This window comes from Providencia sp. 21OH12SH02B-Prov, assembly GCF_027362595.1.
GTDB lineage: Bacteria > Pseudomonadota > Gammaproteobacteria > Enterobacterales > Enterobacteriaceae > Providencia > Providencia zhejiangensis.
The window spans coordinates 1,057,320-1,078,464 of the sequence record NZ_CP114796.1 but is presented as its reverse complement, the minus strand read 5'-3'; the positions used below and the strand labels follow the sequence as shown (position 1 = coordinate 1,078,464).

21 protein-coding genes are annotated in these 21,145 nt (G+C 40.1%); 7 read left to right on the top strand and 14 right to left on the bottom strand.

What is annotated here, in order from left to right:
- Positions 1-6 precede the first annotated feature (6 nt).
- On the bottom strand, positions 7-393 hold the full coding sequence (locus O7C57_RS05250) for an amino acid-binding protein (protein ID WP_154623986.1): 387 nt from the start codon (positions 391-393) through the stop codon (positions 7-9).
- Positions 386-706, bottom strand: coding sequence for an antibiotic biosynthesis monooxygenase family protein (locus O7C57_RS05245; RefSeq protein ID WP_154623985.1), 321 nt, complete (start codon positions 704-706; stop codon positions 386-388). The genes O7C57_RS05250 and O7C57_RS05245 overlap by 8 nt, the downstream gene beginning before the upstream one ends.
- Positions 707-1,148: 442 nt before the next feature.
- Here O7C57_RS05245 and gltS point away from each other — a divergent pair, with 442 nt between their 5' ends.
- The 4 genes from gltS to O7C57_RS05225 all read left to right on the top strand — a co-directional run bounded on the left by gltS (position 1,149) and on the right by O7C57_RS05225 (position 5,104).
- Entirely contained in the window at positions 1,149-2,354 is a 1,206-nt protein-coding gene (gene gltS / locus O7C57_RS05240) for a sodium/glutamate symporter (protein ID WP_154623288.1), read from the top strand.
- A 188-nt stretch (positions 2,355-2,542) separates the two neighbouring features.
- Positions 2,543-3,448: a LysR family transcriptional regulator gene (locus tag O7C57_RS05235; protein ID WP_154623289.1), complete on the top strand. Its 906-nt coding sequence runs from the start codon at positions 2,543-2,545 to the stop codon at positions 3,446-3,448.
- 56 nt (positions 3,449-3,504) lie between these two features.
- A complete protein-coding gene (locus O7C57_RS05230; protein ID WP_154623290.1) occupies positions 3,505-4,746 on the top strand; it encodes a D-amino acid dehydrogenase in 1,242 nt (413 codons plus the stop codon).
- A 7-nt stretch (positions 4,747-4,753) separates the two neighbouring features.
- Complete coding sequence (locus O7C57_RS05225) at positions 4,754-5,104, top strand: RidA family protein (protein ID WP_154623291.1); 351 nt, start codon at positions 4,754-4,756, stop codon at positions 5,102-5,104.
- 180 nt (positions 5,105-5,284) lie between these two features.
- On the opposite strand, the gene O7C57_RS05220 is transcribed toward O7C57_RS05225, so the two are convergent.
- Positions 5,285-5,554 carry a DUF1471 domain-containing protein gene (locus O7C57_RS05220; RefSeq protein ID WP_154635558.1) on the bottom strand — a complete coding sequence of 90 codons (270 nt, stop codon included), beginning with the start codon at positions 5,552-5,554 and terminating at the stop codon, positions 5,285-5,287.
- 278 nt (positions 5,555-5,832) lie between these two features.
- Between O7C57_RS05220 and O7C57_RS05215 the strand changes: the two genes are divergently transcribed.
- From O7C57_RS05215 to miaE, 3 genes are all read left to right on the top strand, one after another.
- Positions 5,833-7,488 carry an alpha-keto acid decarboxylase family protein gene (locus O7C57_RS05215; protein ID WP_269723740.1) on the top strand — a complete coding sequence of 552 codons (1,656 nt, stop codon included), beginning with the start codon at positions 5,833-5,835 and terminating at the stop codon, positions 7,486-7,488.
- A 389-nt stretch (positions 7,489-7,877) separates the two neighbouring features.
- On the top strand, positions 7,878-10,442 hold the full coding sequence (gene mutS, locus O7C57_RS05210; protein WP_154622358.1) for a DNA mismatch repair protein MutS: 2,565 nt from the start codon (positions 7,878-7,880) through the stop codon (positions 10,440-10,442).
- A gap of 1 nt (position 10,443) precedes the next feature.
- The gene (gene miaE, locus O7C57_RS05205) at positions 10,444-11,205 is read left to right on the top strand and encodes a tRNA isopentenyl-2-thiomethyl-A-37 hydroxylase MiaE (protein ID WP_154622359.1); all 762 of its coding nucleotides are present in this window, start codon (positions 10,444-10,446) and stop codon (positions 11,203-11,205) included.
- Between the two features lie 95 nt (positions 11,206-11,300).
- On the opposite strand, the gene rpoS is transcribed toward miaE, so the two are convergent.
- From rpoS to cysD, 11 genes are all read right to left on the bottom strand, one after another.
- Positions 11,301-12,287, bottom strand: coding sequence for an RNA polymerase sigma factor RpoS (gene rpoS, locus O7C57_RS05200; RefSeq protein ID WP_154622360.1), 987 nt, complete (start codon positions 12,285-12,287; stop codon positions 11,301-11,303).
- Positions 12,288-12,341: 54 nt separating this feature from the next.
- The gene (nlpD, locus tag O7C57_RS05195; protein ID WP_163860787.1) at positions 12,342-13,412 is read right to left on the bottom strand and encodes a murein hydrolase activator NlpD; all 1,071 of its coding nucleotides are present in this window, start codon (positions 13,410-13,412) and stop codon (positions 12,342-12,344) included.
- 354 nt (positions 13,413-13,766) lie between these two features.
- Positions 13,767-14,393: a protein-L-isoaspartate(D-aspartate) O-methyltransferase gene (locus tag O7C57_RS05190; protein ID WP_154622362.1), complete on the bottom strand. Its 627-nt coding sequence runs from the start codon at positions 14,391-14,393 to the stop codon at positions 13,767-13,769.
- Entirely contained in the window at positions 14,390-15,151 is a 762-nt protein-coding gene (surE, locus tag O7C57_RS05185) for a 5'/3'-nucleotidase SurE (RefSeq protein ID WP_163860786.1), read from the bottom strand. The genes O7C57_RS05190 and surE overlap by 4 nt, the downstream gene beginning before the upstream one ends.
- Entirely contained in the window at positions 15,129-16,178 is a 1,050-nt protein-coding gene (gene truD / locus O7C57_RS05180; RefSeq protein ID WP_163860785.1) for a tRNA pseudouridine(13) synthase TruD, read from the bottom strand. Before truD ends, surE begins: the two co-directional genes overlap by 23 nt.
- On the bottom strand, positions 16,144-16,656 hold the full coding sequence (gene ispF / locus O7C57_RS05175) for a 2-C-methyl-D-erythritol 2,4-cyclodiphosphate synthase (RefSeq protein ID WP_154622365.1): 513 nt from the start codon (positions 16,654-16,656) through the stop codon (positions 16,144-16,146). The genes truD and ispF overlap by 35 nt, the downstream gene beginning before the upstream one ends.
- 12 nt (positions 16,657-16,668) lie before the next feature.
- The gene (ispD, locus tag O7C57_RS05170; protein ID WP_269723739.1) at positions 16,669-17,391 is read right to left on the bottom strand and encodes a 2-C-methyl-D-erythritol 4-phosphate cytidylyltransferase; all 723 of its coding nucleotides are present in this window, start codon (positions 17,389-17,391) and stop codon (positions 16,669-16,671) included.
- Positions 17,392-17,456: 65 nt separating this feature from the next.
- Positions 17,457-17,759, bottom strand: a complete 303-nt coding sequence (ftsB, locus tag O7C57_RS05165) for a cell division protein FtsB (protein ID WP_154622367.1) — start codon at positions 17,757-17,759, stop codon at positions 17,457-17,459.
- Between the two features lie 400 nt (positions 17,760-18,159).
- Positions 18,160-18,765 carry an adenylyl-sulfate kinase gene (cysC, locus tag O7C57_RS05160; protein WP_163860784.1) on the bottom strand — a complete coding sequence of 202 codons (606 nt, stop codon included), beginning with the start codon at positions 18,763-18,765 and terminating at the stop codon, positions 18,160-18,162.
- A gap of 5 nt (positions 18,766-18,770) precedes the next feature.
- Positions 18,771-20,213 (bottom strand): sulfate adenylyltransferase subunit CysN, encoded by a 1,443-nt coding sequence (cysN, locus tag O7C57_RS05155; RefSeq protein ID WP_154622369.1) that lies wholly within the window; start codon positions 20,211-20,213, stop codon positions 18,771-18,773.
- Between the two features lie 13 nt (positions 20,214-20,226).
- Positions 20,227-21,135 (bottom strand): sulfate adenylyltransferase subunit CysD, encoded by a 909-nt coding sequence (cysD, locus tag O7C57_RS05150; protein WP_154622370.1) that lies wholly within the window; start codon positions 21,133-21,135, stop codon positions 20,227-20,229.
- Between the last annotated feature and the right edge of the window lie 10 nt (positions 21,136-21,145).

Genomic DNA, 21,145 nt, shown 5'->3' with positions numbered 1-21,145 from the left:
AGTCGTTCACTTTATTGCCCAAGCAAGCGTGACAGATGCGGCCATATTATCATTGTCGGTTATTAGGATCAGTTTATTTGCATGGTCACTGTACTGCACTAAAATATTAATACCATTTTCTGCTAACACGCGTGCTATTTCTCCGAGTTCCCCCGGCCTTTCTTGCTTTAACTGACGAATTAACGGGGTATGGATCGCTCGTACTGATAATCCAATCTGCTCTAATACAACCTTAGCCTGCTCGCCCTGTTCAACGAGAAAATGAGCATGACACTCATCGCCAATCGTAAATATTCCCCCTCCTTCTAATCCAATACCATGATGACCTAATGTTTCTCCTAGTAAGGCTAATTGACCTGCTTGATTATCTAAAACAACATGGATATCAAACATTATCATTATCCTTTTTAAATGAATATTCACGGACTAGATGAGTAATGCTGATTTTATAATAACTAAATATCGATTCTCGACCTTCTTGTTGAGCTTTCGCATGCAAAACGTGATTTTTCCATTGTAGAACCGCATCTTCATCTTTCCACCAAGATAGCGATAACATTTTTCCTTCTGTTGATAAACTTTGAAAGCGCTCAATAGCAATAAAGCCGGATACGTTAGTTAATAGGGTTTTTAACTCCTCAGCCAAAGCTAAATAGCGGGTTTGTTGGTTGGGTTGTATTTGTACTTCAAATATTACAGCTATCATATTTTTCTCCGTTGTTTATCTACGAACAGAGTAGTTCAGCCAAAAATAAACGCTTCGATAAGCAACGAAATAAAGGAAAACAACAAGACTGTTTTATGTCACACATCACACTTCTTTAAATTACTCAATATCTTCTTATTACAGCCAACCCACAGTATAAAATTGATGATTATTTATACTTTTTTTATTTTTCAATTTATCCAGTATTATGTCAAAACCGCATGCGATTAGGCCTATCACGAAATATACCCCATTCCATTTGCCTTAATTTTTTCATATTTACTGTGTGAAATAACCTCTAAATTATCTCTCTATTAACTAAAAGTTATGGATACCCAAACAAAACTCATTGTTAAATATTAGTTAACCAAAGTAATTTAATTTTTCACTAATGTTAAATTGTTATAGTGAAAAATCTGGTAAACTAATAGAGGTAAAAATAATGATCCTAGATGCCAGTTATACATTATTAGTCGCATGTATCGCGCTATTGATTGGGATGTTTGTTGTCAAATTTACCCCATTCCTACAAAAAAACCATATTCCCGAAGCGGTTGTGGGAGGTTTTATTGTTGCTATTATTCTGTTAATCGTTGATAAAACGTCAGGATACACTTTCACTTTTGACTCATCATTACAGAGTTTATTGATGATCGCCTTTTTCTCGTCTATCGGCTTAAGCTCCGACTTTTCTCGGCTGATTAAAGGCGGAAAACCCTTGGTACTACTCACTATTGCTGTAACAATCCTCATTGCTATACAAAATACCGTTGGTATGGGTATGGCTGTTATGATGAATGAAAATCCATTTATTGGGTTAATTGCGGGTTCAATTACTTTGACTGGGGGTCATGGTAACGCAGGTGCTTGGGGACCAATTCTAGCGGATAAGTATGGTGTTACGGGTGCGGTAGAACTCGCTATGGCATGCGCAACACTTGGATTAGTTCTCGGTGGACTTGTTGGGGGGCCAGTTGCACGCCACTTATTGAAAAAAGTGACAATCCCTAAGACAACAGAGCAAGAACGTGACACTATCGTTGAGGCTTTTGAGCAACCCAGTGTCCAGAGAAAAATTAACGCCAATAATGTCATTGAAACAATTTCAATGCTGATTATCTGTATCGTCGTTGGTGGTTATATTAGCGCGTTATTTAAAGATACTATCCTACAATTACCGACCTTTGTATGGTGCTTATTCGTAGGTATTATTATCCGTAATATCCTGGCTCATGTATTTAAACATGAAGTATTTGAACCTACTGTCGATGTATTAGGTAGCGTTTCCTTATCACTGTTCTTAGCAATGGCATTAATGTCATTAAAATTTGGACAGTTAGCAAGTATGGCTGGACCTGTATTAATCATCATCGCTGTGCAAACTGTTGTCATGGTATTATTTGCCTGCTTTGTTACCTTCAAAATGATGGGTAAAGATTATGATGCCGCCGTTATTAGTGCTGGTCATTGTGGTTTTGGAATGGGTGCTACGCCAACCGCCATTGCAAATATGCAAACGGTGACAAAAGCATTTGGTCCTTCACATAAAGCCTTTCTCGTTGTCCCTATGGTAGGTGCATTTATTGTGGATATTTCAAACAGTATTTTGATCAAAATATTTATTGAGATCGGTACTTACTTCACTTAATAATTCGCTTCTCTTTGGTGAGCTTCCCATAGTAAAAAATAGATGAGGAAGTTCACCACTTCGCTTTTTCCTCGCTATAAATTGCACTTATTACCGACAATTCAATAATTCATTGACTCAGTTATCTGATTATTTTTTATTTATCCGTTAGAATGCCTACAAAATGAATAGTAGGTAGGCTACATAGAATGAAATTAAGACATCTTGATATCTTTTATGCTGTAATGACTTGTGGTTCTTTAACTCGTGCAGCGGAAGTTTTGCACATTTCACAGCCAGCTGCCAGTAAAGCGCTAAAACATGCAGAGCAACAATTAGGGTTAGTATTATTTCAACGAATTAGAGGTAAATTATTACCCACGGATGAAGCTTTACTACTCTTTGATGAAGCAAAAGAAGTTTATCGAAATTTAGATCGCCTAAGAATATTAGCACAAAATTTATCCAAAAACCCTCAAGGGAAATTGGCGATAGGTTGTTTACCAAGCCTTGGTCTGAATTTAGTTCCTGAAGTAACAGCGCTGTTCATAAAAAAACATCCGAACATTAAATTGACAATTGGTACCCACCATACTGTCGATATTATGCAGTTATTAACTCAGCAAGACTTAGATATTGGTATTGGTTTCAATTTATCCATTGAAGGCGGTATTACGGTATTACCTATCGCCGAAATACCACTCGTTTATGTTGATCACCAACAGCACCAAGGGCCGATTTCATTAGCTGATATTGACCAAAATCGCTGGATCCATCCAGGTTCAGACTCTCTTGCTCAATTATTACAGCAATACCATGAATTTTCTGTTTCTAATATTAGCGTACATACTTATCACATGGCCGCTGAGTTTGTTCGTGCTGGATTAGGTTGCAGTATTACGGATATTTTCTCTGCTGAACACACATTACCAAAATCGATGATCCATCCATTGAAAGAGGATCTACATTTAGCCGTTTCAGTATTTCATCGTGCAGATAGGCCCTTGACCAAAGCCGCCCAAAATTATGTAAACACGTTGTCACTGACCCTAGAAAAAAGAAATAAAGTAGTTAACCAAAAGTTATACTCCTGCAATGAAAACTCAATTGTTTAGTTAACTTATTCGCCGTTAAATAATAACTCTCCTGTTATTATTGGTTGCGGATAATTATGAAAAAACATGTGGTGGTGATTGGTGCAGGTGTTATTGGTCTCAGTACCGCATATGCTTTAATAAAAGCGGGTCATGCCGTCACGTTATTAGAATCAGAATCTGATGTCGGCATGCAAACCAGTTTTGCCAATGGTGGGCAACTTAGCTATCGTTATGTTGCACCTTTAGCGGATGCAGGAGTGCCATTACAAGGTTTAAGTTGGATGGGAAAGGATGACTCCCCTTTAAATTTAAAAATTCAATTTTCCCTTCAACAATGGGCGTGGCTAACCCAATTTACCCTCGCTTGTAACCGAAAGACTAATAAAATTAATGGTGCTCACCAGCTTCGCTTATCATTACTCAGCCAAGAAATAATGAATAGTTGGCGAACCAATGGTGATATTGGTGATTTTGCTTGGGAAAAATCAGGGAAGTTAATTATTCACCGCGAACAAAAAAGCTTTAATAAAGCTTGTGAAACTATTGATAGCCAATTTCAAAAAGTATTAACTCCTGCTGAAATTACTGAATTAGAGCCTTCACTAAAGAATGTTCAATCACAACTCAAGGGAGCAATTTATGCGCCTGATGATGAAAGTGCAGATTGCTACTTATTCTGTAAAAATTTACTGCAATTCTTATCAACTCAAGCTGATTTTAAACTCTGTTTACAACATGCTGTGCTTTCATTTATTAAAAATAAACAAAGAATCACAGGTGTTATAACTAATCAAAGCACTATTCTTGGTGATGATGTCATTGTTTGTGCAGGTAATGGAAGTAGAGAACTATTACGTCCACTAGGTATTCATGTACCTATGCTTGGTCTAAAGGGATATAGTCTTTCAATTCCCTACCCAGAAAAAGAACACATCGTACCAAAGATTAATGTTACTGATTACGGTAATAAAATTGTTTACGCAAAATTAAATCAACAGCTTCGTATCGCAGCAATGGTAGATATTGGCTATGATAAATTAGGGTTACGTGATAACCGTATTCTTGCGCTAAAAAATATTATAAGCAAAACCTTTCCTGAATTGACGCATCTCGATGATGCCGAAACATGGTGCGGATTGCGCCCATCGACCCCCAAAGGCCCCCCTATGTTAGGTAAAACTGAATACGATAATCTTTGGCTAAATATTGGCCATGGTAGTCTAGGCTTTACATTAGCAGCGGGAAGTGCAGAGATCCTTAATCAATTAATTTCAGGAAAAACTTCACCAATCTCTTTAACTGGATTAACAAGGTAATACAAATATGATAAAGCGTAATAATCCCAAACCACGTTTAGCAGATAGCGTTGAATATGCAGGTTTAGTTTATTTATCAGGGCAAGTTCCAACTGATTTATCTGGTGATATTACCTCTCAAACCCAAGAAGTTCTCGCAAAAATAGATGCTTTGCTAGCTGCGAGTCATAGTCATAAAACTCGAATCCTTTCTGCTCAAGTATGGATTAAGGATATGAAGCGTGACTTTGCTGCATTTAATACGGTTTGGGAATCTTGGATGCCAGCTGAGTATAGTCCTGCACGTGCGGCAGTGGAAGCGAATATGGCGAGAGAACAAGTGCTTGTGGAAATTATGGTTATCGCTGCGCAAAATTAATTTTTATTAACAGCAACTGTCCAATTTTACTCACCATTATTAATGAAAACGCCTTTTTATTCTAAAGGCGTTTTTTATTCTCTGAAAAATACGATATACAAAAGAGTTTCTATTCTATATAGAACAACACCATACTATATAGTAAAAATATATATTATTAGATGCGACTACTTATCATTACTATTTTTTGTATAGGCTTGCTGTAACAGAGACATCATTACCGCTTCCTTCAGATTCAATGGAAGTGATAACAAAATACTCGGCCCCTTTCTCATCTGCCTTTTGAGAAATAGCTTTTACATAATCTGCCGATACACCATCGTTCATGACAACATTTACTGTGCCAGCAAATTTTAAATAAAGAGATTTAGTATAATTAATCTCCGTTGCACCAAAAGCGATTGGACTTAATAAGGCTAAAGATAAAAATAAAACCTTCAATCTATTCATCGTCAAGCCATCCTAAAAATTAATTGATTTATATTTTCTAGGACACTAATAAGTTACGTGTTTTTTGTCAATGACACACACCATCATATCTGTACGCTCCTTTCAAGAATAGAAATATTATTAGTACTTAACAAACAAAAGATTACCTCCTAATTTATATTTTACGCTTTATTATATTATTTCATTTATACAACGCGGATCACATCGAATAACTCATATTGAAACCGTCCACAAAAGACTGCTTATTAACCATTATTAAATAATTAATGGAGAGAAAAGTGAAAAAAACAGTTATACAGTATTTATTGTCGCAGCTCTATGATTTAGGTATTAGTGACATTTTTGGTATTGCTGGAGATTATTCATTTCCAATTAATGATGCTGTCTGTGAGCATAACGAACTACGCTGGGTTGGTTGTTGTAATGAATTAAATGCTGCCTATGCCGCAGATGGTTATGCCCGAGTAAAAGGTATCGCTGCACTCTCAACAACATTTGGTGTTGGTGAATTAAGTGCGATTAATGCCATTGCAGGTTCTTATGCCGAATATTTGCCTATTTTTCATCTCGTGGGCATGCCTTCAAGTCGAATGTTACAAAGCCAAAAATTAATTCATCATTCACTCGGCCATAGTGACCATACTCTATTCTATAAAATGTATCAGCCATTGAGCTGTGCACAGGCAATTCTTACCCCTGAAAATTGTGTCGAGGAAGTAAAAAGATTAATTACATGCGCTTTATCTGAGCGTAGGCCTGTTTATATTGGCATTCCAGCCGATTATGCACAAATGGCAATCCATACAGATATGCCATACCCACCAGCGATAAGTACCCCCAAAAGTCATCAGGAAAATTTGGCTGTCGTAATTACCGCTATCTTAAATAAGCTGACAAACAGTAAAAAAATAAGTGTACTCCCAGGGATTTTAATTGCGCGTTTAGGGCTCGAAAATGCCGTGTTATCCCTAATCAATAAATCCAATCTGCCTTATGCTTCTATGATTATGGATAAAGGAGTATTAAGTGAAACAACCCCCAATTATATGGGAGCCTACTATGGTAAATTAATGAATCAACATGTTTATGAATATGTTGAAAGTAGTGATTGCATTATGAGTATTGGCGTCATGATGACGGATATGAATACAGGCTGTTTTACCGCGGATATTCCCGTCGAAAACCATATCAGCATTATGCCAGATCATGTCAATATTGGTCCTAATCACTACCCTCACGTTTATATGAAAGATGTGCTTAACGCTTTGCAAGAACAAATCCCTGTTTTCCATCAAATGCCCCCTAGTGTTCAACCTTTAGGTGAGACCCCCGTCACCGATAATGAATTAATATCAGCTGAATACCTCTACTCTCGATTGGAAAAAATGTTTCAAGAGAACGATATTATTATTACTGATACAGGGACGTCATTAATGGGATTACTCTCTGCACAACTTCCGAAAAACGCTCAATTCTATAACCAAGCATTATGGGGGTCTATCGGATGGTCTACTGCCGCTGCATTTGGAGCTGCTTTAGCTGCACCGCATCGTCGGGTCGTATTAATCACAGGAGAAGGTGCACACCAATTAACCGCACAAGAAATCTGTCAGTTTGCCCGTTTTGGATTAAAACCCATCATCTTCATCATTAATAACGATGGATACCTCTTCGAGCGACTCATATGTAAAAATCCCGATGCTTATTTCAATGATATTGCTCAGTGGAATTATGCTCAATTACCTGCGGCACTCGGCTGCCATGATTGGTATTGTCAAAAAGTCACTTGCAGTGATGAACTTGACTTAGCTATTACTCAAGCTGAATCACATGATAGTGCCTCATATATTGAAATCATTACGGGGAAATATGTCGCCCCAGAGCTTGCGCATAAATTGCGCTCTTCATTAGACTCGCTATATTCAGATGAATAAATTTCAACCACTGGTCACGGAAGATAAGCTCACGGGTAAAGTGGCTAATTTTTAAATACACTTAAACATAAAATTTAAGGCTATTACTGGTTAAAAACAGCCATTTTCTCCGAACATTCACGAGAGAGACAACGTACAATTTGAGGTAGAGTCATGCCAAATTGGCACAGACTCTTTTTCTATTAACCTAATTTCTGCGAATCTTTTCCTAAATTTTTACTCATATCCATGTTTGCGGATGAATTTCTAACAAGACGTTATACAATAGGCCAACGCTGAATCACTAATTGGGCTAACTCTGTGATACTGTAACAGTGATAAGTAAAATGCAATCAGGTAATAATACTCGTAAAACTCCATAAACTCATTAAGTAACAACAGATAATGCTATGACTGACAACCAAAATTTCGAATCCCATACACCAATGATGCAGCAGTATTTAAAACTAAAAGCACAACATCCCGATATACTGCTGTTCTATCGTATGGGAGATTTTTACGAGCTTTTCTTTGATGATGCCAAAAAGGCGTCTCAATTATTAGATATTTCACTGACTAAGCGTGGGCAAACTGCGGGTCAGCCTATACCTATGGCGGGAGTTCCGCACCACGCCGCGGAAAACTATTTGGCAAAATTAGTGCAAATGGGTGAATCTGTTGCAATCTGTGAGCAAATAGGCGACCCAGCAACCAGTAAAGGGCCTGTTGAACGAAAAGTTGTACGTATTGTGACCCCAGGAACAATTACTGATGAAGCATTACTGAATGAGCGTCAGGACAATTTACTGGCTGCAATTTGGCAAGAGCCACAGGGTTATGGCTTTGCCACCTTAGATATTACTTCAGGCCGGTTTATGATCAGTGAGATCGATGATGAAGAAGCCTTACAAGCTGAATTACAACGCACTCGTCCTGCTGAGTTACTCTATCCTGAAGACTTTACCAGTATGACTCTGATTGAGAACTGTAAAGGGCTGCGTCGTCGTCCTTTATGGGAATTTGAATTAGAGACAGCGAAGCAGCAGTTAGGTCTACAATTCGGCACAAAAGACCTTATTGGTTTTGGTGTTGAAAATGCTTCCAGAGCGCTACGAGCAGCAGGCTGTCTTCTTCAATATGTTAAAGATACACAACGCACTGCACTGCCCCATATCCGTAGCATTATCATGGAAAGGCAATCCGATAGTGTTATTCTTGACGCGGCAACGCGCCGTAATCTCGAAATCACCCAAAATTTATCGGGTGGAACAGAAAATACATTAGCAGCCATTTTAGACCTATGTGTAACCCCAATGGGGAGTCGTATGCTAAAACGCTGGCTACATACACCGTTACGTCATATTCAAACCCTTAATAATCGTCAACAGGCTATCACGGCGCTACAACAGTGTGGCTTTGAGTTATTACAGCCCCTACTTCGCCAAATTGGTGATTTAGAGCGTGTACTCGCACGATTAGCATTACGTTCAGCTCGTCCCCGTGATTTAGCGCGTATGCGCCACGCTTTTGAGCAATACCACGAAATTCATCAAATTCTCAGCCAATCCAACAGCGAATATTTACAAAGCTTACAAAAACGTATTAATCAGTTTGATGAATTACAAGATCTGTTACAACGCGCTATTATTGATGCCCCCCCAGTGCTCGTACGTGACGGCGGTGTTATTGCCCCCGGCTATAACAGTGAGCTGGATGAGTGGAGAGCGCTTGCTGATGGAGCAACAGATTACCTTGATAGACTGGAAATTCGAGAGAAAGAAAAGCTCGGCATTGATACGCTAAAAGTTGGCTACAATGCGGTGCATGGATATTTTATTCAAGTTAGTCGAGGTCAGAGCCATTTAGTCCCTATTCATTATGTACGCCGCCAAACGCTGAAAAACGCTGAACGGTATATTATTCCCGAATTAAAAGAGTACGAAGACAAAGTACTAACATCGAAAAGCAAAGCATTAGCGATTGAAAAAGCGCTTTACGATGAGCTATTCGATATGCTTTTGCCCCATTTAGCCAATTTGCAAATCAGTGCGGAAGCACTAGCTGAACTAGATGTATTGAACAACTTAGCAGAACGAGCTGAAACGCTTGGCTACACTTGCCCACAACTGACAGATAAACCGGGCATTCATATTACTGAAGGTCGTCACCCTGTCGTAGAGCAAGTACTCAGCGAGCCATTTATCTCTAATCCGCTTTCACTGTCTCCGCAACGCCGGCTCCTCATCATCACGGGGCCCAATATGGGGGGTAAAAGTACCTATATGCGCCAAACTGCGTTGATTACTTTGCTTGCTTATATTGGTAGCTTTGTTCCCGCGACTAAAGCCGTTATTGGCCCTGTAGACCGTATTTTTACGCGCGTTGGTGCTTCAGATGATTTAGCCTCTGGGCGTTCTACTTTTATGGTTGAAATGACCGAAACCGCTAATATTTTACATAATGCGACTGAACACAGTTTGGTCCTTATGGATGAGATTGGCCGTGGAACATCAACTTACGATGGTCTATCTCTAGCTTGGGCTTGTGCAGAAAATTTAGTCAATCGTATAAAATCGATGACCTTATTTGCAACCCATTATTTTGAATTAACAACACTACCTGAGAAATTAGAAGGTGCTGTTAATATCCATCTAGATGCGATGGAACATGGTGACACCATTGCCTTTATGCATAATGTTCAAGAAGGTGCGGCAAGCAAAAGTTATGGTCTCGCTGTTGCTTCTCTTGCGGGCGTGCCTAAAGAGGTCATTAAACGCGCGAAACAAAAACTTAAAGAGCTAGAGTTCATTTCCAATAATACCAATGCTAGCCATGTTGATAGCGCACAATTAAGCTTTTTAGCGCCTGAAGAACCGTCACCAGTTCTCAGTGCATTAGAGACTATCGACCCTGATAGATTAACACCGAAACAAGCATTAGATTGGTTATATCGTTTAAAGGAAATGGATAAGTAGTATGCAAGATCACGCTGAGCTACTGGCGCCTATCAGCGCGTTTTTACATTGTGAAACGCCTGATAGTTGGGTTAAAAAAGCAAGTGAGCCTGAAAGTTTACCTATACTCTTAAAAGACCACCTTTTATGTGAATTAAAAGCGGCGCAAAGCGCAATGTTTTTGATCCGTAAATATGCCGTTGATAAAGAGAGTGCCGCGACACTGCTTGCTTGGTTTAAACCTTATGAGGACTTTGCCTACGATCGTATAGGAAATGTTGATACTTTAAAGCATAAAAACCAAGTATCAAAACAGATCCTAGCAAGAAAACAGTCTCCTTATAGCCAAGATTTAATTGATAAAATGGTACTCTTGATTAAAGAGGAACTTCATCATTTTTATCAAGTGTTAGAAATTATGCACCAACGAAATATTCCTTATGATGGCATAACAGCAAGCCGTTATGCTAAAGGTCTGTTTAGCCATATGAGTGGGCATGAGCCGCAAACATTGGTCGATAAACTGATCATTGGTGCTTATATTGAAGCCCGATCATGTGAACGCTTTGCTAAGCTAGCCCCTTTTTTAGATGATGATTTAGCTAATTTCTACGTCTCATTATTGCGTTCGGAAGCGAGACACTATCAAGATTATCTGCAACTAGCACAATCTATCAGTAAAACAGATATCAGTGACCGCGTTAAAATGTTCGGTATTATCGAAGCACAGCTTATTCTGTCTCCCGATAATGATTTCAAATTTCATAGTGGTGCGCCAATATAAAGCCTAAGGTGACAAACCTCTTTTGACATATTATCCATAAAAAGAAAGCCCTCAGTTTGTCGCTGAGGGCTTTGATAATCTACTGTTAACGATTTTTACATATTAAATAAGGCTTCCAAAGAAAGATCCTCACCTTGTAAAATATCTTTTAACCTTCTTAACCCTTCCACTTGAATCTGACGTACTCTTTCCCGTGTTAATCCAATTTCTCGACCAACCTCTTCGAGCGTTTCTGCCTCATAACCCAATAAACCAAAACGTCGTGCTAATACTTCACGCTGTTTAGGATTCAATTCAAATAACCACTTCACAATGTTTTCTTTTAAGTTGTTATCTTGAATTGTATGTTCTGGGCCTGATTCATTCTCATCAGATAGAACCTCAAGTAAAGATTTTTCAGAATCACCGGCAATAGGCGTATCAACCGAGGTAATACGTTCATTTAAACGTAGCATACGGCTAACATCTTCTACTGGCTTATCTAACTGTTCGGCGATTTCTTCAGCGCTAGGCTCATGATCAAGTTTTTGCGCTAATTCTCGGGCGGTTCGAAGGTAAATATTGAGCTCTTTGACGATATGAATAGGGAGGCGGATGGTTCTGGTTTGATTCATGATGGCACGTTCAATCGTCTGGCGTATCCACCACGTCGCATATGTTGAAAAACGGAAACCTTTTTCAGGATCAAATTTTTCAACTGCGCGAATTAACCCTAGATTACCTTCCTCAATGAGATCAAGTAATGCTAGGCCCCGATTATTATAACGTCGAGAGATCTTAACAACTAAGCGAAGATTACTTTCTATCATGCGTTGACGTGAAGCAATGTCACCACGCAAGGCTCTCCTAGCATAGAAAACTTCTTCTTCAGCTGTCAGGAGCGGAGAGAATCCAATTTCACTGAGATAAATTTGGGTTGCATCCAGAACACGCAAATTCGTGCTCTGGAATAAGTCCATTTCATCGTCTAGTTCTGCAACCAGATCCTCTTCTTTGAATTGACTCTCATCAAAAGCATCATCCATCATGCTGTCGTCGAGGTCATTGTATAACTCGTTAGCTTTCAGCGAACTTTGGCTCATCAGTGACTCCTACCCTTGATAATGAGGACAGAATGTCATTGCATTCTGCCCAGTTTATCGCTGCGGTAAGTAGCGCAGCGGGTTTACTGATTTTCCCTTGTAACGAATTTCAAAATGTAGCCTAACCGAGCTTGTACCGGTGCTACCCATAGTTGCAATTTTTTGCCCAGCAGCGACATCCTGCTGATCACGCACAAGTAACGTATCGTTATGCGCGTAAGCACTTAGGTAGTCATCGTTATGTTTTATTATTATAAGATTTCCATATCCACGTAGTGCATTTCCTGCGTATACCACTTTACCGGGAGCAGCAGCGAGTACAGGTTGGCCTCGTGAACCGGCAATATCAATGCCTTTATTTCCACCTTGCGCATCAGAGAAACCTTCTATCATTTTCCCTTCTGCTGGCCAGCGCCATTTTATCGATGAGCTATTTGTACTGCTTGCTGTCGTCGTAGAAGTTGTAGAAGCAGTCGAGGTTGTTGCTGTAGAAACTTGCGTTGCAGGCTTCTTATTATTAGGCAACATTTTACCCGTATTTTGACCGCTTCCATTTGCAGGATACGCATTAGTTGTTCGAAGATCAACCGGTTGCTGGTTACTATTTGATGAATTTGATGCTAATTGTCCGTTTGAGTTCACATTTCCATTACCAATATTGATCACCTGCCCAACATTTAGGCTATAAGGCTCTGGAATATTGTTTTTCGATGCTAACTCACGGAAATCATTGCCCGTTATATACGCTATGTAGAATAACGTATCGCCACGCTGTACCGTGTAAGTACTACCGCTATAACTGCCTTTTGAAATACTGCCATAGTCACGGTTATAGATAATACGGCCTTGTCCATCCATATTCACTGGGGCCGACGTGCGAACAGATGATGAAGAATTTGCAGACAAATTAGGCCGTGAAGAAGGCATCGCAATACTCGTCCCACCACTATTGCTTGATGGTGTTCTTTGAACTGTTTGTTGACTTGATTGATTTCCTTGACCTTCATTTACGCTAGTAATCGGCGCTGCTGTATGGTACGGAGTTGAACATCCAGCCAGTAATGCCCCGCCAAATGAAAAGATCACCGCCCATCGAATTCTGTTTATTGGGCTAACAATTTTCATGCATCTTCTCCCGTGAAGAAAAATCTGACATCACAACTAAATTTGCGTCAGTAAAACATTCGAGCCTATTATTCTCATCATACTTCAAGTTGCAGCATTGTTAACTAGGTTTATGCGCATAGGTCACCTCTTTTATAGGCCCTGCATCACCTAGCTACAGCTTGAATTATTTAGAACATTAAAACTCTTAAACGAAAAGTATTTGGCTTATTAAAACAGAAATATAAATTATTGAACAAGCCAAATATATCAAAAATATAACAATTTGAGATTATGACTTAATAGAAAATGCGACTTACTCAGTTTTAGAGCAGTCCAGGTCATATTTTGTCGAAGATCATCGCCACTAAATCGCTAAGCTAAGTCACCTGAAACTAAAGGAACAAAGCGCACTTTCTCTATGACATTTGCGTGATAATCATTTCCTCGACGAATAATCAACTTGAGGGCTTGGTCTTTATCCCCAACAGGTAAAACTAAACGTCCACCTTCTTTTAATTGCTGTAATAGCCGAGGAGGAATTTCACTGGGTGCTGCGGTGACGATAATCGCATCAAAAGGCCCTTTTGATTGCCATCCTTCCCAACCATCACCGTGACGAGTAGAGATATTATGCAAATCAAGTTGTTTAAAACGGCGTTTCGCCGTCCATTGTAAACTCTTCACCCTTTCGACTGAAAAAACATGATCCGCTAAATGCGCTAAAACAGCCGTTTGATAGCCAGAACCTGTGCCTATTTCTAAAACATGATCTTGCGGTGTAACCGCAAGCAATGCGGTCATTTTAGCAACAATATAAGGCTGAGAAATAGTTTGCCCATAACCTATAGGTAATGGGATGTTATCATAGGCCTTATGTGAAAGCGCTTCATCCACAAAACGTTCACGCGGAACTCGTGATAAAGCGTCTAATAGGCGCTCATCGTGAATTCCCTGTTGGCGTAACTGTGCCAATAGTTCTTTCATGAGCCCTGTTTTCATTCTACTTTCACTCCTGATTTCTCTAGCCACTCTTCAATCAATGAATGTGCTTTATAAGCTGTTAAATCCACTTGTAAAGGCGTAATGGAGACATAACCTTGCGATACCGCCTCAAAATCGGTACCAGGCCCTGCATCGCGGATTTCCCCCACTGGCCCAAGCCAATACAGCATATTACCTTTAGGATCTTCGAGATTGTAAACCTCAGAGGCGGCATGACGACTGCCACAACGAGTGACTTTAATCCCTTTCACTTCATTGTAAGGAATATCAGGTACATTGATATTCAATATATTGCCTGCTCGCAATGGATTTTTTTGTAACAATGCCAATATGTCACAAGTCACTTTTGCGGCGGTTTCAAAATGCGTGTCACCATCAAGAGAAACTGCTATGGAAGGTAAACCTAAGTGTCGACCTTCCGTCGCTGCCGCAACGGTACCTGAGTAAATGACATCATCCCCAAGGTTAGGACCACAGTTAATGCCAGATACAACAATATCAGGCCTTGGTCTCACCACTTTGTTAACACCAATATAAACACAATCTGTCGGCGTACCTTCTTGTACTGAAAGGTCACCATTAGCCAGTGTTTGGATCCTTAAAGGTTTATCTAAAGTTAATGCGTTTGATGCACCACTACGATTACGATCAGGTGCAATCACTTGCACCTGATAATATTGGCGTAAAGCAGCTGCCAGTGTTTGGATACCAGGGGCTGTCACACCATCGTCGTTACTCAATAAAATTTTCAGCATCGGCACTATCCTGATTAATAAGTTCTCGCACCACGCTCGTTGCAAAACTTCCCGAATTAAGGAAAAAACACATTTTTAATGTCGTTTGATCAACCCATTGCCATTGAAGGTTTTGAGGTTTCATCATCATCGCCCTACGTGTTGAGGATACCCGTTCCGTTTTCATCAATGTTATCAAGGCGCGATAATTCTCTAAGCAACCCGTCTCAAAGGCTAGCGCATCTTCTTGCGTACCTAATTCACCATCACCGGGCAAAGGTGCCGTGATGCTAAGTTCAAATGTATCAACTCGGGGTTGTAATGAAGAAAATTCTTCTGTCGTTGCCACAAACCAACTGCCACGCCCTGTCAATTGAAGAGCATCACCTAATAACACTTGATTGACGGTCTGGTTCGCAATACGCTCACTCGTCACGTGGTTAAACATCGCACTGCGTGCTGCTGACAGGTAAAAGCTACGTTTGTTGCGCTCACGAACAGTAATTTCTTGATTTGCCCAGCGTAACGCTTGAGTTAAATTCTGTCCATCTCGACCAAAGCGTTGTTCACCAAAATAGTTAGGAACGCCTTGCTCTGCTATTTTCTGTAAACGCAATTCGACATCGTCAGGATCCGAAATCTCCCGAATGGTCAATTCAAATTGGTTTCCTTTCAAGGTGCCAATGCGCAATTTTCTTTTTTGTCTCGTTGTCGCAATCACTCGACAGCCATCAAGTTGCCACAAAGAAAAATCAGGTGTTTCTTTACCTGGCATCTGCAAACAGAACCATTGTTCCGTCATCGCATTGCGATCTTTTAAGCCAGCATAGCTTACTGCTCTTGCTGAAATTTTTGCGAACTTAGCGAGCTGCTCGGCAACAAATAGCGTGTTATAGCCAATCTTTTCAACACGAACCATAACATGCTCGCCTTCTCCATCAAGCTCAAAACCTAAGTTTTCCTTAACGATGAAGTCTTCAGGCTGACTTTTTAGTTTACCGAATGATAGCGGCTTACCATGCAGGTACTGTACATTCATGATTTTCACTACCATTATCTTTAACAAGTAATACTACCGCAGCACATGCAATACCTTCTTTACGACCAACAAAACCTAATTGTTCAGTTGTCGTCGCTTTAACATTAATGTCATCCATATGGCATTCTAGGTCTTCTGCAATATTGACACGCATTTGTGGAATATGTGGCAGCATTTTAGGGGCTTGTGCCATGATAGTGACATCAATATTACCGATACTGTAACCTTTTGCACGTACATGACGATAAGCTTCTTTTAGTAGCACACGGCTATCAGCACCTTTATAGGCCGGATCGGTATCTGGGAATAATTTACCAATATCCCCGAGTGCAGCAGCCCCTAAAATTGCATCCGTTACTGCATGTAATACAACATCACCGTCAGAGTGAGCTAATAAACCTTGTTCATATGGAATACGAACCCCACCAATAATGATGGGACCATCACCACCGAACTTATGTACATCGAACCCGTGCCCAACTCTCATGATTTATTCCTTTTATTTCATTTTAGAAAGATAAAATTCTGCCAGAGCAAGATCTTCTGGTCTGGTCACTTTTAAGTTATCTGAACGCCCTGAAACCAATACAGGTTGATAACCACAATATTCAAGGGCAGAGGCTTCATCTGTGATAACCGCATTTTCTTTCAAAGCTTTACTTAAACAATCCCGCAATAACAATAATGGAAAAAACTGTGGGGTTAATGCATGCCATAATGCTTCACGTTCAACTGTATGATCAATAAGAGCAGACGTTTTAAAACTCCGCTTCATTGTGTCTCTAACAGGCGCAGCAAGAATTCCGCCACAACACTCTTTTGTTGATAGCTGAATAATTTTATTTAAATCATCTTGATGCAAACAAGGACGTGCTGCGTCATGCACCAACACCCACTTATTTTGCATGCTTTCGTTTTTGGCTAAAAGGTTTAACCCCGCCATCACTGAGTCCGCGCGCTCTTTTCCACCGTTTACTGTGGTCACTCGCGGATCTTGTGCAATATCAAGCTTAGCAAAATAATCATCATCCGGGCTGAGTGCGACAACGATATGGGTGACGCTAGGGTTGAGTAACAATGCACTAATCGTGTGTTCAATGATTGTTTTCCCTGCGATTTGTAAATACTGTTTTGGGCAATCAGCATTCATACGGCTGCCAATACCTGCCGCGGGAATTATTGCAACAATTTGCGGGTTTTCCCCAATGATTGAGTTATTCATTATGTTGGATCTTACATCGAAATTAATGGCCAATCGCGATAATAATTCATGAGCAAATACGTTATTTATTGATTATTAGATGCTTTCTGATTATTACTTTCTTTGACCATTCTATAAAATGATTCGCCAGGTTTGATCATTCCGAGTTCTGTGCGAGCTCGTTCTTCAATCGCATCTTGACCATCGTTTAGGTCATTAATTTCAGCAAATAACTGCTCATTACGCACTTTTAAGCGAGAATTGATAATTTCTTGCGCTGCAACATCGTCTTTTACTCGCACATAATCATGGATACCATTTTTTCCTAACCATAGAGAATATTGCGTCCAAGCTAATACTGCGATTAATAGAAGCGTTAATTTGCCCATTCTGCCCCCTGAAATGATTTGCTAATCATCCCATAACTCAGCTCATGACGCTACTAAGAAGAAAGTAATGTCATAAAAGTCAGAGTAAATCACATATTATATGATTAAAATTCACTCAACTTAGTGTTGATCACGCTGTTTTTGTTCCGTTTCTCACTAGCAAATTATAGGGTACCTTGAATCATAAAAATCACTATTACCAATCCAAGTGAAATTTGCCAACAAAAATACGAGCGCCAATACAATATTGATTGTACTTTCGTGCAACATCTTAATAGAAAAAGGTTATTTTATCAGCGTGAAAGTAAAAAGAAGATACCATTAAATGTGATTTAACGGCGTCGTTGATGAAAAGATGCTACTCAAGGCCATTCAGCAACATCTTTTTGAGAATAACAGATTAGGTTTTAATAACTTGTTGAGTTTTCAGCAGGTGGAGAATTTGCGTTATTGAATCAGCGATGGGCTGCCGTCCATCAATGCGTAACTCCGGCTGTAATGGCTCCTGATACGGAGAGTCAATCCCTGTAAAATGCGTTATCTTCCCCTCTCTCGCTTGCTTATACAGCCCTTTTGGATCGCGTTGTTCACAGATGTCTACTGGTGTTGCTACGTGCAATTCAAAAAATTGATTTGCTTCAAACAATTCACGAACCCGTTGTCTGTCCTCTCGATAAGGAGATATAAACGCTGTCGCAACTATCAGTCCAGCATCAACCATCAGCTTAGCCACTTCGCCAATGCGTCGAATGTTCTCTTGCCGATCTTCCTCGCTAAAACCAAGGTCGCGGCATAATCCATGGCGTACGTTATCACCATCAAGCAAGTAAGTCTTAATCTCCATCTCGGCTAATGTTTGTTCAATTGCACCAGCCAATGTTGACTTACCTGAGCCAGACAGCCCCGTAAACCATAGCACTGCCCCCTTATGGCCATTCGCTCGCTCTCTAAATTGACGCGTAATGGCATGTGGATGCCACACAATATGTTCATTAATCAAATCCATGATAGTTATTTTCCACCCAGCAAATCACGAGCTCCCCAGTGAGGGAAATGGCGCCTAATTAACTTGTTCAGCTCGATTTCAAATTCACTAAAGTGATCATCTTGCCCAATGAAATCTGCTTTAATTTCACGAACGAGCCCCGCGCCTGCTGTAACATTCGTTAACCTATCAATTAAGATCATGCCGCCGGTATCCGCATTATGTTGATAATTATCCAATAACAGGGGTTCATCAAACGAGAATTCAACAAGGCCAATACTATTTAGCGGTAACTCAGTCGCGACCTTTTGCGTCAAATTATTCACATCAACTTGATATTGAATATTTTCTACCTTCGCTCGACTTCTTTTGCCTGCAATTTTGATATCTAACTGCTGTCCCTGCACCAATGGTTGTTCTGACATCCAAACAACATCGATAAGCGCTTGACGCGTGCTTGTTAGCGTATCATCCTCGGCAACAATTAAATCTCCGCGACTAATATCAATATCATCTTCCAAGACCAACGTGATGGCTTCACCGGGTATTGCAACATGTTGTGAACCCTCGAAAGTGACAATATCTTTGATTCGCGATAACTGCCCAGAAGGAAGCACTTTAACAGACTGCCCAATATGAATTATTCCTGAAGATAAGGTGCCGCTATAACCTCTAAAATCAAGGTTAGGCCTATTCACATATTGAACGGGAAAACGTAATGCTTGCTCTGAGGCTTTTTGCTGAACCTGAACATTCTCTAAAATTTGCAGTAACGTCTCACCTTGATACCAAGGTAGATTGTGACTTTTATTAACAATATTATCGCCATCAAGTGCCGAAATAGGCACAAACCATACATTAAGGTCGATAGGCAACTCAGTCGCAAAAGACTGATAATCTTGTTTAATTTTTTCGAATACGCTTTCGCTATAGTCCATCAAATCCATTTTATTGACGGCAACCACTAAATGGCGGATCCCCAGCAACGTGCTGATAAAGCTATGACGTCGCGTTTGCTCTTGAACACCTTTTCGAGCATCGATCAACAAAATAGAAAGTGAGCATGTCGATGCGCCCGTTGCCATATTTCGGGTATATTGCTCATGCCCAGGCGTATCTGCAATAATAAATTTACGCTTTTGCGTGGAGAAATAGCGATATGCGACATCAATAGTGATGCCTTGCTCACGTTCAGCTGCAAGACCATCCACCAGCAACGCAAGATCTAACTTTTCCCCCTGTGTTCCTATACGTTTACTGTCATTTTGCAGAACAGAAAGTTGATCTTCATAAATTTGCCGTGTGTCATGAAGTAAGCGACCAATGAGCGTACTTTTTCCATCATCCACATTCCCGCAAGTCAGGAAACGTAATAGCCCTTTCTCCTGTTGCGCTAACAAATAAGCTTCCACACCACCTTGTTGCTTGATTTGCTCCGCAATTGTTTCATTGTATGCGACATCTGCCATAACGTTCCCCCCCTTAAAAATACCCTTGGCGCTTTTTTTGCTCCATTGATGCTGACTGATCGCTATCGATTAATCGGCCTTGACGCTCACTGGTTGTCGATATCAGCATTTCCTCGATAATCTCAGGTAATGTTTCTGCCTGTGATTCAACGGCTCCAGTTAATGGCCAACATCCTAAAGTGCGAAAACGAACTTTACGTTTAGCAATGACTTCGCCCGCTTGTAAGTCAATACGGTCGTCATCGACCATTAATAATGTGCCATCACGCTCCAACACAGGGCGTTCTTTCGCAAAATAAAGGGGAACGATGTCGATATTTTCCAAATAGATATATTGCCAAATATCCAGTTCAGTCCAGTTTGATAAAGGAAAGACACGTATACTTTCACCTTTATTTATTTGTCCATTGTAGTTATGCCATAACTCAGGGCGTTGGTTTTTGGGATCCCAGCGATGAGAGCGGTCTCTAAAAGAATAGATTCTTTCTTTTGCTCGTGACTTTTCTTCATCACGTCTTGCACCGCCAAATGCCGCATCAAAACCATATTTATCGAGCGCTTGCTTCAATCCTTCTGTTTTCATGATATCAGTATGCTTTGCACTACCATGTATGAATGGATTGATCCCCAGTTTAGCCCCTTCTGGATTACGATAAACTAAAAGCTCAAACCCATAATTTTTCGCTGTTTTATCGCGAAACTCATACATTTCACGGAACTTCCACCCAGTATCAACATGTAACAGCGGAAATGGCAATTTACTCGGATAAAACGCTTTTCGCGCTAGATGAAGCATGACGGATGAATCTTTGCCTATTGAATAAAGCATTACCGGGTTTGCAAACTCAGCCGCGACTTCACGTAAAATATGAATGCTTTCGGCTTCCAGTTGCTGCAAATGAGTCAATCGTTTTTCATTCATGATGGCCTCC

Bases quoted from the DNA above. Each gene is read 5' to 3' on its own strand.
- O7C57_RS05250 (WP_154623986.1), bottom strand. From the start codon at position 393: ATGTTTGATATCCATGTTGTTTTAGATAATCAAGCAGGTCAATTAGCC.
- O7C57_RS05245 (WP_154623985.1), bottom strand. From the start codon at position 706: ATGATAGCTGTAATATTTGAAGTACAAATACAACCCAACCAACAAACC.
- gltS (WP_154623288.1), top strand. From the start codon at position 1,149: ATGATCCTAGATGCCAGTTATACATTATTAGTCGCATGTATCGCGCTA.
- O7C57_RS05235 (WP_154623289.1), top strand. From the start codon at position 2,543: ATGAAATTAAGACATCTTGATATCTTTTATGCTGTAATGACTTGTGGT.
- O7C57_RS05230 (WP_154623290.1), top strand. From the start codon at position 3,505: ATGAAAAAACATGTGGTGGTGATTGGTGCAGGTGTTATTGGTCTCAGT.
- O7C57_RS05225 (WP_154623291.1), top strand. From the start codon at position 4,754: ATGATAAAGCGTAATAATCCCAAACCACGTTTAGCAGATAGCGTTGAA.
- O7C57_RS05220 (WP_154635558.1), bottom strand. From the start codon at position 5,554: ATGAATAGATTGAAGGTTTTATTTTTATCTTTAGCCTTATTAAGTCCA.
- mutS (WP_154622358.1), top strand. From the start codon at position 7,878: ATGACTGACAACCAAAATTTCGAATCCCATACACCAATGATGCAGCAG.
- miaE (WP_154622359.1), top strand. From the start codon at position 10,444: ATGCAAGATCACGCTGAGCTACTGGCGCCTATCAGCGCGTTTTTACAT.
- rpoS (WP_154622360.1), bottom strand. From the start codon at position 12,287: ATGAGCCAAAGTTCGCTGAAAGCTAACGAGTTATACAATGACCTCGAC.
- nlpD (WP_163860787.1), bottom strand. From the start codon at position 13,412: ATGAAAATTGTTAGCCCAATAAACAGAATTCGATGGGCGGTGATCTTT.
- O7C57_RS05190 (WP_154622362.1), bottom strand. From the start codon at position 14,393: ATGAAAACAGGGCTCATGAAAGAACTATTGGCACAGTTACGCCAACAG.
- surE (WP_163860786.1), bottom strand. From the start codon at position 15,151: ATGCTGAAAATTTTATTGAGTAACGACGATGGTGTGACAGCCCCTGGT.
- ispF (WP_154622365.1), bottom strand. From the start codon at position 16,656: ATGAGAGTTGGGCACGGGTTCGATGTACATAAGTTCGGTGGTGATGGT.
- ispD (WP_269723739.1), bottom strand. From the start codon at position 17,391: ATGAATAACTCAATCATTGGGGAAAACCCGCAAATTGTTGCAATAATT.
- ftsB (WP_154622367.1), bottom strand. From the start codon at position 17,759: ATGGGCAAATTAACGCTTCTATTAATCGCAGTATTAGCTTGGACGCAA.
- cysC (WP_163860784.1), bottom strand. From the start codon at position 18,765: ATGGATTTGATTAATGAACATATTGTGTGGCATCCACATGCCATTACG.
- cysN (WP_154622369.1), bottom strand. From the start codon at position 20,213: ATGGCAGATGTCGCATACAATGAAACAATTGCGGAGCAAATCAAGCAA.
- cysD (WP_154622370.1), bottom strand. From the start codon at position 21,135: ATGAATGAAAAACGATTGACTCATTTGCAGCAACTGGAAGCCGAAAGC.